The organism is Streptococcus himalayensis, from assembly GCF_001708305.1.
Lineage (GTDB): Bacteria > Bacillota > Bacilli > Lactobacillales > Streptococcaceae > Streptococcus > Streptococcus himalayensis.
This window is the reverse complement of record NZ_CP016953.1, coordinates 696543-709258: the sequence shown is the minus strand read 5'-3', so window position 1 is coordinate 709258 and position 12716 is coordinate 696543. Positions and strand designations below refer to the sequence as shown.

9 protein-coding genes are annotated in these 12716 nt (G+C 43.3%); 3 read left to right on the top strand and 6 right to left on the bottom strand.

All coding sequences use genetic code 11. The features are described from left to right. Positions 1-116: 116 nt before the first annotated feature. Complete coding sequence (locus tag BFM96_RS03450) at positions 117-419, top strand: LytTR family transcriptional regulator DNA-binding domain-containing protein (RefSeq protein WP_068990349.1); 303 nt, start codon at positions 117-119, stop codon at positions 417-419. Between the two features lie 435 nt (positions 420-854). On the opposite strand, the gene mutS is transcribed toward BFM96_RS03450, so the two are convergent. Continuing rightward, positions 855-3398, bottom strand: a complete 2544-nt coding sequence (gene mutS / locus BFM96_RS03445) for a DNA mismatch repair protein MutS (RefSeq protein ID WP_068990347.1) — start codon at positions 3396-3398, stop codon at positions 855-857. A gap of 262 nt (positions 3399-3660) precedes the next feature. Continuing rightward, positions 3661-4107 (bottom strand): arginine repressor, encoded by a 447-nt coding sequence (gene argR / locus BFM96_RS03440; RefSeq protein ID WP_068990344.1) that lies wholly within the window; start codon positions 4105-4107, stop codon positions 3661-3663. 113 nt (positions 4108-4220) lie between these two features. Here argR and argS point away from each other — a divergent pair, with 113 nt between their 5' ends. Further along, positions 4221-5909 carry an arginine--tRNA ligase gene (gene argS, locus BFM96_RS03435; RefSeq protein WP_068990341.1) on the top strand — a complete coding sequence of 563 codons (1689 nt, stop codon included), beginning with the start codon at positions 4221-4223 and terminating at the stop codon, positions 5907-5909. Between the two features lie 241 nt (positions 5910-6150). Here the strand turns inward: argS and nrdI are convergent, their stop codons facing one another. The 4 genes from nrdI to malQ all read right to left on the bottom strand — a co-directional run bounded on the left by nrdI (position 6151) and on the right by malQ (position 11129). After that, the gene (gene nrdI, locus BFM96_RS03430; protein WP_068990339.1) at positions 6151-6609 is read right to left on the bottom strand and encodes a class Ib ribonucleoside-diphosphate reductase assembly flavoprotein NrdI; all 459 of its coding nucleotides are present in this window, start codon (positions 6607-6609) and stop codon (positions 6151-6153) included. 103 nt (positions 6610-6712) lie between these two features. After that, the gene (locus BFM96_RS03425) at positions 6713-7231 is read right to left on the bottom strand and encodes an ABC transporter permease (protein WP_068990338.1); all 519 of its coding nucleotides are present in this window, start codon (positions 7229-7231) and stop codon (positions 6713-6715) included. Between the two features lie 108 nt (positions 7232-7339). Further along, positions 7340-9601 (bottom strand): glycogen/starch/alpha-glucan phosphorylase, encoded by a 2262-nt coding sequence (locus tag BFM96_RS03420; RefSeq protein ID WP_068990336.1) that lies wholly within the window; start codon positions 9599-9601, stop codon positions 7340-7342. Between the two features lie 16 nt (positions 9602-9617). After that, positions 9618-11129 (bottom strand): 4-alpha-glucanotransferase, encoded by a 1512-nt coding sequence (gene malQ / locus BFM96_RS03415; protein ID WP_068990333.1) that lies wholly within the window; start codon positions 11127-11129, stop codon positions 9618-9620. Positions 11130-11443: 314 nt separating this feature from the next. Here malQ and BFM96_RS03410 point away from each other — a divergent pair, with 314 nt between their 5' ends. Then, positions 11444-12703, top strand: a complete 1260-nt coding sequence (locus BFM96_RS03410) for an extracellular solute-binding protein (RefSeq protein WP_068990330.1) — start codon at positions 11444-11446, stop codon at positions 12701-12703. Positions 12704-12716: the final 13 nt, after the last annotated feature.

Here is a 12716-nt window from a genome sequence, read left to right as displayed (position 1 = left end):
TTGTGAGCGATGAGTTTAGGGGCTCATCCTGGGGATAAGATTGGCACTATCTTCCCATTCCTGCTGTAGCTAGCAACTGGAGAGCTTGAGGTCAATCAGGGACAATATGGATTTATATGTTACAAAAACAGGACATTCATGTCTTAGAGCTCAAAGGTATTTTTCACATCGCTGCAAAAGACAAGGTCGTTAGCACCAAAACAAAAGATAAATCTTATCGGCTGGAAAAACGTATTTATCCATTGACGGAGGTGCCCTCCAAAACTTTCTTATACATCTCTCAGTCAGAAATAAGCGATCATGAGAAAATTCGCTCGCTCTTTTACCAGAAATGGACTGATAAAAATCTTTTTGACGATGGAGATCCTCCTTTTTCTTCTCCTTGTTATCTCACATCAGGGAAAGCTCTAGATTTATGATCAAACAGAAACTTTTCACAGTTCTATTTTTTCATAGGACTTGAACTACCGTCTTATCTATTCAGCCCTTTTTCACCTATTGGAGAATATGGCATCCGTAACCGTTTTCTTGGTTGGATTTCCTCTTTTGTATTCGCAGTCGTATCTTTCAGAAAAATTGGAGCGTACTAAGAATGACACTGACCCGCTATGGGCTGACTTTACTTGTTCTATTTCCCACCTTTGCATTGGTTTAGATCCTTATTTGGTGTGTTTTTTATAACAAAGGATACCGCAAAGTTCAAGCAAGCAACAACGACAAAAAATGATAGCTAGGTTCTTTCCCACAGGAAATCCGTTGCTGCTTTTATTCTCAAAAGGTTCATCACCTCCTAGACACAAAATCCCTCTGGTTGTGGAATGCAAGCCAGAGGGATTTTAACTGATAAAACTGTTTTAACTTTGTTTTAATTCTTGCTGCAGACGCTCCACTGCTCGCACCACATCCAGTGGAGTCATGTTGTAGATGTCTAAATTACCTAGTTTTTCAGCAATTGCATCACTTGGTTTTGCTTCCTCAAACAAGGTTATTTGCTCATGGATTTCCGCTTGGTCAAGAAGCTCTGGCTGTTTTCTGTCTTGATTTTCCAGCTGGGTGAGAATATGGTCCGCCCGCTCAAGGAGCTCATCTGGCATACCAGCAATCTTCGCTACATGAATTCCGTAAGACTTGTCCGCTGGTCCCTGCTCGATTTTATGCAAAAAGGTGACTTGACCATCTTTTTCTAAGGTGGCAACATGGACATTTTCCAAATGCGACAGTCTTGCAGATAAGTCTGTCAACTCGTGGTAGTGGGTCGCAAAAAGGGTTTTGGCACCCGTCCGATCATGGATGTATTCAATAATAGCTTGCGCCAAGGCCATGCCATCATAGGTCGCTGTCCCCCTCCCCAACTCGTCAAAGAGAATGAGGGAATGCTCTGTTGCATGACGAATGGCATGGTTGGCCTCCATCATCTCAACCATAAAGGTGGACTGGCCACTGACGAGGTCGTCTGCTGCACCAATTCGGGTAAAAATCGCATCAAAAATCGGCAAAACTGCCCGCTCTGCTGGCACATAAGAGCCCATCTGTGCCATGACTGCAATCATAGCTAACTGCCGCATATAGGTGGATTTCCCACTCATATTCGGCCCTGTAATCAGTTGAATATTGGTCCCTTCCTCCATAGATAGACTATTCGGGATATAGGTCTGGGCTCCCATGACCTTCTCCACCACTGCATGGCGTCCTTTGGCAATGCTGATAGCAGATTTCTGTGTGAACTCAGGTCGTACCAACTGCTGTTTTTCAGCAACCGTTGCAAAACCTTGCAACACATCGACCGTTGCCAGGGTCTGGGCTAATTTTTGCAGCCGCCCGATGTATTTTCCGACCTCTGCGCGAATTCGCATGAAAATCTCGTATTCCAAGTTCGCGGATTTCTCACGCGCCTCTAACATCTCCCCTTCAATCCGAGCGAGCTCTTCGGTTCCGTAACGCTCAGAATTTTTCAGCGTTGCCTTGCGGAAGAAATGCGCTGGCACATTGCCAATTTGTGAGTTCGTCACATGGAAATAGTAGCCATCTTTTTTATTATAATCAATTTTAAGATTCGTAATCCCGCTTTCTTCTCGCTCTCTAGCCTCTAACTCCGCAATCCAGCTGGTCCCATCTCGTAAAACCACACGATACTTATCCAAAAGCTCATCAAAGCCCGTCTGGATGATATTACCATCCGTGATACTAGCTTGTGCGTCAGGGGAAATGGCAGAGCTGATTAAACTTTCTAGCTCTGGAATGGGGTCTAGGCGTTCAATCAACAGAGCAAGAATAGGACTGCTCAACCCTTCTAAGATCGACTTGATCTGAGGAACATTTCCCAAGGTCGCAGCCAGCTGTAACAAATCTTTGGGACTGGTCTTTCCAAAAGAAACTCGACTGGCTAAACGTTCAATGTCATACACACCTTTAAGACTTTCAGCCAAATCACTACGCTCAAAGAAATTCTCCAAAAAGACCTGCACCACATCCTGTCTATGGGAAATCCGCTCCTTATCAATCAAGGGATTCTGAATCCAAGTCCGCAAGAGCCGCGTTCCCATCGCTGTTTTCGTTTCGTCTAAAAGCCAGTAAAGACTGCCATGTTTTTTGCCTGTCCGTGCATTCTCCGTCAAATCCAGACTGCTTTTCGTCGCAAAATCCATCTGCAAAAAATCACGAATTTCGTAATGATGAACCTTTTTCAGATGGCTTAATTCACGCATCTGAGTTCGATGCACATACTCCAACAATTTTCCAGCCGTCTGATATTCAAGAGGCGTCAACTGCTCCCCTAATAAACGAGCATCGTCTAGGACGCTTGCCACCTGCGAGAGCAGAAGATTCATTTGCTGTGCTAAAATCGTCTCTTCTGTTTCTGACAGAGCATAGCCTAACACGATTTCTCTGGCACGGAGATTGCGAATTTCACCGCAGACCATAGAAAAGTCTGTCAAGGTCGTCACCTGAAACTCCCCTGTTGCCACATCCATATAGGACAAGCCGTACTGACTTTCTTCTTTATCCAAGGCTACTAAAAAGTTATTTTGACTATCTGGCTTGCTCGAATCCACGACCGTTCCAGGAGTGATGACCTGCACGACCTCCCGCTTTACCACCCCCACTGCCTTTTGCGGTTCCTCGACTTGCTCAGCAATGGCAACCTTATAGCCTGACTCTACCAAGGTATCAATATACTGCTGAGCCGAATGATAAGGAACCCCCGCCATCGGGATTGGATTTTCCGCATTCTTATTGCGACTGGTCAGCGAAATCTCTAAAATCTGAGCCGCATTAATCGCATCCTCATAAAATAATTCATAAAAATCTCCCATGCGAAAAAGAAGGAAGGCATCTGGATAATCCTTCTTAATCCCTAAATACTGCTGCATCCCCGGTGAAATTTTTTCTGTTGCCATACTCATCCTCTCTGTCATTTTTTAGTTCTAATCCATCTATAAACATAGAGAGAGGCCGAGATAAACGTGTCCAGCCTCGCTTCTTCTATAGTTTTAACAGTTTGACGCAATAGTTGTCTGCTTTGCAAAACGCTGATAAATCAGCATTCTAGTAGAAGAGGCTAGCGAACATTTCGCTAGCTCTATTTCTAACCTAGAAATAAAGAAGTGAGGAAAATCGATTTCTTCGAAATCACGATTGAGCCCCACTCCCATGCTCGTTTCATCGTTCTTGCATTTTTTCCAGCAGGCGTTCCTCCATTTGCTTGGCTGCTGCGACATCTCGGCAAATCAAGAGTAGGGTATTTGCCCCTGCTAGCGTGCCCAAAACATAGTCATCTCGATTTTCATCGACCACATTGGCAAGGACGGCCGCCTCTCCCAAACGTGTGTGAAGGACCAGGGTAAATTCTGCCCGTGCCACTCCTTGTAAATGGTAGGAAAGAAATTCCACCAAATCAATCTTGGCGGTTTCATCCGCCAAGACATAATAGACCTTGGAGTCTTTTTTCATCTTGGTCAGACCAATCTCCCGCAAATCTCGCGATAATGTCGTCTGGGTCACAACAATTCCTTGTGCCTCCAAGCGATCTTGGATTTCCTTTTGAGTTCCCAACTGTTCTTCCTTAATCATTCGCTTGATTAACTCATGACGCTTGCTTTTTTTCATTTCACCCTCATTATGTGTATATTTATACTCCAATTATACCAAAAAAATTGGTTCTTTTCACCAACTTGTGATAAAATAGTAAGAAAGATAGATAGATCATAAAGGAGAATCCTATGGATAATAAACAAATGGTGGCAGAGGCGTTGGCAAACGTCATTCCAAGCCTTGACTTGACAGCGATTGCCAATCTTTTGGAACAGCCAAAAAGCTCAGATTTGGGAGACATTGCTTTTCCTGCCTTTTCACTGGCAAAGGTAGAGCGCAAGGCACCGCAAATGATTGCAGCGGATATTGCTGAAAAGATTGACGCGACAAACTTTGAAAAAGTCGTAGCAACAGGTCCTTATGTCAACTTCTTCCTCGATAAAGGCGTGATTTCTGATACGGTCTTGCACCAAGTCATCGCTGAACAAGACAACTACGGATATAGCAATGTCGGCCAAGGGCAAAATGTGGTTATCGACCTATCTAGTCCAAACATTGCCAAACCATTCTCTGTTGGTCACTTACGTTCAACGGTTATCGGAGATGCCCTATCAAACATCTTCAAAAAACTTGGCTACCACACTGTCAAGGTCAATCACTTGGGAGACTGGGGAAAACAATTTGGTCTTTTGATTACAGCTTACAAATTATGGGGAGACAAGGCTGCTGTTGAAGCCAACCCAATCGATGAATTGCTCAAACTCTATGTTCATATCAATGCTGAAGTCGAAACCAATCCAGAACTAGACGATGAAGCCCGCCTCTGGTTTAAAAAATTAGAAGACGGCGACAAGGAAGCGACTGAGTTGTGGCAATGGTTCCGCGATGAAAGTTTGGTCGAATTTAACCGTATCTACGATCAATTAGGCATTACTTTTGACCACTACCATGGAGAAGCCTTTTACAATGACAAGATGGATGAAGGTATTCAAATTCTTGAGGACAAGGGCTTGCTTCACGAGTCTAAAGGAGCTAGCATCGTTGATTTAGAAGGTTACAATCTTCCACCAGCGATGATCAAAAAATCAGACGGTACGACCCTCTACATCACTCGTGACATCGCCACAGCGATGTTCCGTAAACGCACTTTTGATTTTGCAAAGAGCATTTATGCTGTTGGTCAAGAGCAATCTAACCACTTCCGCCAATTGAAAGCTGTTTTGAAAGAAATGGGATTTGACTGGAGCGATGATATGGTACACGTCGAGTTTGGCTTGGTAACAAAGAACAAGCAAAAACTCTCTACTCGTAAGGGAAATATTATCCTGCTTGAACCAACGATTGCAGAAGCAGTAGAACGTGCGAAAAATCAAATCGAAGCCAAAAATCCAGACCTTGAACAGAAAGAAGCCGTTGCTCAAGCCGTTGGTGTCGGTGCGATTAAATTCTACGATTTAAAAACAGACCGTAGAAATGGATACGACTTTGACCTTGAAGCCATGGTATCCTTTGAAGGAGAAACCGGGCCTTATATCCAGTATGCCCATGCACGGATCCAATCCATCCTTCGCAAGGCTGCCTTTACACCAAATCCAGACGCTCACTACCAATTGAGCGATGCAGAAAGCTGGGAAATCATCAAACTCTTGCAAGATTTCTCTCGCATTGTGGAACGGGCTGCAGATAACTATGACCCATCTCTAGTAGCAAAATTTGCCATCAATTTGGCTCAAAGTTTCAATAAATACTATGCTCACACACGGATTTTGGATGACAGTCCAGAAAGAGAGAGCCGCCTAGCCCTCAGCTATGCAACAGGTGTCGTTCTCAAAGAAGCTCTCCGCTTACTTGGCGTAGAAGCACCAGAGAAAATGTAATAGATTGGTTCAGAAACTCGCTTAGGTAATCTTATACTCGTCAATCTGATGTCGCTAGCTCACCTTGCGGAACTCTAGTTCTACCTGTGATTTCCTTGCCTAGTCAGATTTTAATTGTTATAGTGCATCAACCCCGACAGTAGGAATGAGTTTTTGAACTGCTTGTATTTCAAAATTGAAGCTTTCCGAACAAGTCTCATACTAAAAAAGAGCAGTTTCCTGCTCTTTTTTAGGTGTTTTCTCACACCAAGCCATACAAGGTTTCAATCCTTTGCCCAATGCGTTTGATATCGTCTTGCATGCCGCGTAATTCAAAGGTATCAAGGACTGGAAAGCCAAAGCGTTCGGCATACTGCTTGGCTGTTAGGCAGTACTGGTGGTTAAAGTTGCGATTGCCCGAACCGACAATCCCCAAACAATGCTCATAATTCTGCTCAAAAGCGATAAAACGCCCCAAATCATTGGTCAAAATTTCCACATCTCCATTGTCTAGCCCATTGCCACCCTCGAGATAGGTCGGTAAAAAGGCGACAAAGGGAGTTGTCATGTGGTAAAAAGGCTGGTCATACTTGACCATCTCTTTAATATTCACTCGTTCGATTTCAACATCTGGGTGCTTGGTTTCTAAATAAGTCGCTAACCGCTTTACAAAACTCTCTGTATTGCCACTAAGGCTAATATATACAAGGGATATGTTCATCTTTTCTCCATTCTATAACAAAAACATCTATCACTCTTAAAATTCTAAAGCGATAGATGTTTTTTGTCAATTATTTACTATGGCTATTCCTATTATAAACGAGCTATTCTTCCACTGCCTTTTGCTGCCGCCATAACTTATAGAGAACCAAGCTAATCGGAATGAAAACAAACACAATTCCTATGATAGAACTCATGCGATTGAGCTGAATAGTTCCTTCGATGAGTGCTGAATTACTGGTTTGAACGGAACGAATAAGGGCATTTTTGCCGACAAAATTATAGATCATAAAGAGTATTTTGAGAAGCAAATAACCAAGGTAGGTCAAATTGGCCTGCAAAAGACGCTTTTTAATCAGCAGAAATAGGGCGACAAAGAGTAAGAGCAAACTCACCACTACAAACACTTTATGGGCTGTATTCAAGTCAAACTCTGTGGTCTTGCGAAAAAGCTTTAGAAACTCCTCCACCTGCGTCTCGGGGATATTCTGCTTTTGATAGGATTCCTTGATAACGCCTATCACGCTATCTGGTGTGGTTGTAAACTGACCTAGAGCACCCCACAACGTGAGTAGACTAGACATCGCGAGCAACACATACAAATAAATCGGTTTCTTTTTCATAAAACTTGCCTCCATTTCTATGAAATATCTGATTGTATTATAAACCAATTATATTAAAATAGCAAGCTTTTAAAAACTTGCTATTGTTATCCATGCTGGTTGTCCCTATCATTCTCCCAAATGCCAAATGTCTTCATTATATTGGGCGATGGTGCGATCGGCTGAGAAGAAACCTGCTTTAGCGATATTGACTAAGACTTTCTCCAACCAACTGTCCCTATCTTCATAATCTTGGAGCATGTGTTCTTTAGTTGCGATGTAGGTTTCTAGGTCAATCAAGGTCATAAACCAGTCCTTATGGAGCAATTCATCGTACAAGCGTTCCAAGCGTTCAACTTGGCCAACAGCCTTGAGGGGATCACTCACGATGAAGTCTACTAAAGGTTTAATTGCTTCGCGTTCGTAGTAATCGCGTGAAATGTAATCACTCTTAGCATAGTGCTGGATAATGGTTTCACTATCTTCCCCGAAGATATAAATATTCTCATCGCCGACTAATTCGTGAATTTCTACATTGGCTCCGTCTGATGTTCCCAAAGTCAAGGCACCATTTAGCATGAATTTCATATTTCCAGTGCCAGACGCCTCTTTGGAAGCAAGGGAAATCTGCTCTGAGATGTCTCCAGCAGCAATGAGGAAACTAGCCGCAGTTACATTGTAGTTTTCAACCATCACGACCTGCAAGTGTGGAGCTACGTCTGGGTCATTGGCGATAACCTCAGACAAGCACAGAATCAAGTGAATGATATCTTGAGCAATGGTGTAAGCTGGTGCCGCTTTTCCGCCAAAGAAAACGGTCACTGGGCGGGCTGGGATATGGCCTGCCTTGATGTCCAGATATTTATAGATGACGTAGAGTGCATTCATCTGCTGACGCTTGTACTCGTGCAGTCGCTTGATTTGGATATCAAAGATGGAGTTTGGATTGATGTCCACATGCTGGTGCTCTTTCAGATGGCGAACGAGCTTGCGTTTGTTGTGGGCCTTAATGTTTTCCAGCTCTGCTTTGACCTCGCTCTTACCAGCAAAGCTCAGCAACTCTTCCAATTTCGTTGCGTCATGATGCCAATCTCGTCCAATCAAGCCATCGATATAGCTAGACAGACGAGGATTGATATGCATGAGCCAGCGGCGGAAGGTAATGCCATTGGTTTTATTGTTAAATTTCTCAGGGTAAATATCATAGAAAGCCTTGAGTTCAGAATGTTTCAAGATTTCTGTATGAAGAGCTGCAACTCCGTTGACACTGTAACCGTAGTGGATATCCATGTGGGCCATGTGCACGCGGTTATACTCATCAATGATTTGCACAGAAGCATCGCTATAAGTTTCTTTGACGCGGCGGTCCAACTCCCGAATAATCGGCACTAAGTGCGGTACGACTTCTTCCAAGAAATCCATCGGCCACTTCTCAAGTGCTTCTGCCAAAATCGTATGGTTGGTATAGGCTGTCATTTGCTTGACAATCTGAACCGCCTCTTCAAACTCAATCCCACGCTCTGTCAGTAAGCGAATCATTTCTGGAATGACAAGCGATGGGTGTGTGTCATTGATTTGAATAACGGCATAGTCTGCCAAGTCATGAAGATTACTTCCCTTTTCAAGTGCTTCTTCTAAAATCAACTGGGCACCGTTTGACACCATGAAATACTGTTGGAAAATGCGGAGCAATTCCCCTTGACGGTCACTATCGTCTGGATAGAGAAAGAGGGTCAAGTTATGTGCAATATCTGTCTTATCAAAGTCAATCCCATCATGAATAATACCCGCATCCACTGAATCAAGGTCAAATAAGCGTAGGCGATTTTTCTTTTCGGTCTTATAACCTGGTACATCAATATCGTACAAGGTTGACGTCAATGTAAAGTTGGCAAAGGGCACTTGGTAGGATTTCTCTGACTTCAGCAGCCAATTTTGCTCAGACAGCCAGAAATTAGGCACCGTGGTTTGTTGGTTGTTTTGCAATACTTGGTGGAAAAGCCCAAAATGATAGTTCAAGCCAATGCCATCGCCATTTAAACCAAGGGTCGCAATCGAATCTAAAAAGCAAGCTGCTAGACGCCCCAAGCCCCCATTACCAAGGGAAGGTTCTAACTCTACTTCTTCCACGGCTAATAAATCCTTGCCTGCCGCAGCAAGTTCTTGCTTGATTGCCTCATACAAGCCAAGGTTGATGAGGTTGTTGGACAAGAGTTTTCCGATTAAAAATTCTGCCGAGATGTAATATAGTTTTTTCTTGCTGTCATGGACAGGCTTGGTGGCACTGTAATCCTTGGTGTAGTTTAGCAGAGCCACATACAGCTCTTCATTGCTACAAGTCGCTAAGTCTTTATGATACTGCTTTTTTATGTATTCTTGTAAGTTTGACATAGTTTCTCCCATTTTTTTAGTTGTTTGAGATGCCTTCGTTGATCCGACGGTAGGTCGTAGTCAAGCTGAGCAACTCTGCCTCAATCTCTGGGGTTAATTGGTCTGCTGTCATCCGCCATGCCCAGTTGCCACCAATCGTAGATGGCAAATTCATGCGAGCAGAGCCATCTAACTCCAATAAATCCTGCATGGTCGCAATGGCCATGTAGCTGACGGAGCTAAAAATGGTGCGAAGCATAGCATGAGGCACTGTTTCGTACTCTTTTCGATTGGTGTAAAGTGCCATGTAGGAACGGGTCTTATCATCAATCTCATCCTTGTACCAGCCCATCACGGTATTATTATCATGAGTACCTGTGTAGATGACCGAGTTATTCGGTGCTAGGTGTGGGCTATCGATGCTTTCATCGTCTGGATTATAGGCAAATTGGGTAACTTTCATCCCTGGGAAGCCTGTTTTTTCCCGCAATTCAATGACTTCATTGGTCATAAAGCCGAGGTCTTCTGCGATGATGTTCAAATCTCCTAAGGCTTCTTTTACAGCCTTAAAGAGGGCATAGTCTGGACCCTTGACCCATTTACCAGTCGAAGCCACATCCGAATCCGCTGGAATTTCCCAATAAGACTCAAAGCCACGGAAATGGTCAATACGCACCACGTCATAAATCTTAAAGCTTTCCCGCAAGCGGTCAATCCACCAGCGGTAGCCATCTTCATCCATGGCCTTCCAGTCGTAGATTGGATTGCCCCAAAGCTGACCTGTGGCAGAAAATTCATCTGGTGGACAGCCTGCGACAGCGGTCGGACGACCGACCTCATCTGTTTTGAAAAATTGAGGCTGGGACCAGACTTCGCAGCTATCTGCCGCCACATAAATCGGCATATCTCCCACAATCTCAATCTGACGCTCATTGGCATAGGCTTTCAAGGCCAGCCATTGGCTAAAGAAGAAATATTGGGTAACACGGTGATAGGTCAGCTTGTCTGCCAAATCTCTGCGGTAGGCATCCAGTGCAGCGGTATCGCGTCTGCGAGCTGCCTCGTCTGGCCACTCGGTCCAAGCCAATAAGCCAAAATGCTCTTTAATGGCCATGTATTCCGCGAATACCTCTAACCAAGCATGGTTATCAGCGACAAAACGCTCATAGTCTGCCAAGTCTCCTCTGGATAGGAAGTTTTGAACGGCTTTCTCCAAAATCGGCCGTCTTTCTTCAAAGACTTTGGCATAATCTACCTGATGAGGATTGTCCCCAAAATCACGGCCTGCCAAGTCTTCTCCTGTCAACAGTCCTGCCTCAATCAAGAGGTCAAAATCGATAAAATGCGTATTTCCCGCAAAAGCTGAGAAAGACTGGTAGGGAGAGTCTCCATAGCTCGTCGTCCCTAAGGGCAAAATCTGCCAATAGCGTTGCTTGGTCCGCACTAGAAAGTCCACAAATTCGTAGGCACTTTTGCCAAAAGAGCCAATCCCATATTTCCCTGGAAGGGAAGAAATGTGCATGAGAACGCCACTTTGTCGTTTTTTCATATCATCACCTCAATAGTAGTCTATTCAACAAGCGTTTGATTTTCATGAAAACGTTTGCGTTGATTTGATTATATCTCAAAACAGGGAGAAGTGCAACCGTTTTTATAATTTTTTCCAAATTTTTTAAGAAACCTATGTTTTTTCTATGTTTTTCAACTATAAAATACACTAGAAAATGCTTCTAAACTTTTTTAAAAAATTTTTCAAAAAATCCTTGCAACCGTTTTCTTTTTTTGCTATACTGATTATAGTTTAAGAAAACGTTTGCGTAAACTACTCTCATTTCTTATATTTTCTTTAGGAGGAATACATTCATGAAACATAGATTGTTTAGAAGTGCTGCAGTTCTTGGAACTGTTGGTTTGGCTAGCTTGATGCTAGTTGCTTGTGGAGGAAAATCCACTGATAATGCTGGAGGTGACGGCAAAAGTCTGACTTTCTACGTTGAAGAACAGTACAAGGCATACGCTGAAAAAGCAGCGGCAGCATTCGAAAAAGAAAGTGGTGCAAAGGTAACAATCAAAACTGGAGATCAGTTAACCGGCCTAGAAAACCTTTCGCTTGATAATCAATCCGGCAAGGCACCCGATGTGATGATGTCTCCATACGACCGTGTAGGTAGCCTTGGAACAGACGGTCAACTAGCTGAAGTTAAGCTAGAAAAAGAAGGAATGGCGGATGATACAACGAAATCTCTCGTAACCGTCGGTGGAACTACTTACGGTGCTCCTGCTGTTATTGAAACTTTGGTAATGTACTATAATAAGGATTTGATTTCTGAAGCACCAAAAACATTCGCAGAAGTTGAGGAACTTGCAAAAGATAGTAAATACAACTTTGCAGGAGAAAATGGAAAAACCACTGCCTTTCTTGCAGACTGGACAAACTTCTACTATACTTACGGACTCTTAGCTGGTAATGGAGGCTATGTCTTTGGAGATAACGGAAAAGATCCTAAAGATGTCGGTCTTGCTAACGAAGGCTCCATTAAAGGTGTCGAATACGCTAAAACTTGGTACGAAAAATGGCCAAAAGGAATGCAAGATGCTGAAGGTGCAGGAAACTTAATCCAAACTCAATTCCAAGAAGGAAAAACGGCTGCGATTATTGATGGGCCTTGGAAGGCTTCTGCCTTTAAGGATGCAAAAATTAACTATGGAGTAGCAACCATCCCAACTCTTCCAAATGGTAAAAATTATGAAGCCTTTGGCGGAGGAAAAGCTTGGGTCATCCCTGCAGGCAGCCAAAATCCAGAATTAGCTCAAAAATTTGTCTCATTCTTGACAACAACTGAACAACAAAAAGCTTTTTATGATGCGACAAATGAAATCCCAGCAAATACAGAAGCTCGTACCTATGCAGAAGGTAAAAATGATGAGCTAACTAGTGCTGTTATTCAACAATTCAAGGCTGCTCATCCAATGCCAAATATCTCTGAAATGAGTACCATTTGGGATCCAGCAAAAACAATGCTCTTTGATGCTGTCAGTGGTAAAAAAGATGCTAAAACTGCTGCTGAAGATGCTGTTAAATTGATTAAAGACACCATTGAACAAAAATTTGGTGACAAATAATCCTGACTAACCG

Bases quoted from the DNA above. Each gene is read 5' to 3' on its own strand.
- malQ (WP_068990333.1), bottom strand. From the start codon at position 11,129: ATGAAAAAACGACAAAGTGGCGTTCTCATGCACATTTCTTCCCTTCCA.
- BFM96_RS03425 (WP_068990338.1), bottom strand. From the start codon at position 7,231: ATGAAAAAGAAACCGATTTATTTGTATGTGTTGCTCGCGATGTCTAGT.
- argR (WP_068990344.1), bottom strand. From the start codon at position 4,107: ATGAAAAAAAGCAAGCGTCATGAGTTAATCAAGCGAATGATTAAGGAA.
- BFM96_RS03410 (WP_068990330.1), top strand. From the start codon at position 11,444: ATGAAACATAGATTGTTTAGAAGTGCTGCAGTTCTTGGAACTGTTGGT.
- mutS (WP_068990347.1), bottom strand. From the start codon at position 3,398: ATGGCAACAGAAAAAATTTCACCGGGGATGCAGCAGTATTTAGGGATT.
- BFM96_RS03450 (WP_068990349.1), top strand. From the start codon at position 117: ATGTTACAAAAACAGGACATTCATGTCTTAGAGCTCAAAGGTATTTTT.
- argS (WP_068990341.1), top strand. From the start codon at position 4,221: ATGGATAATAAACAAATGGTGGCAGAGGCGTTGGCAAACGTCATTCCA.
- BFM96_RS03420 (WP_068990336.1), bottom strand. From the start codon at position 9,601: ATGTCAAACTTACAAGAATACATAAAAAAGCAGTATCATAAAGACTTA.
- nrdI (WP_068990339.1), bottom strand. From the start codon at position 6,609: ATGAACATATCCCTTGTATATATTAGCCTTAGTGGCAATACAGAGAGT.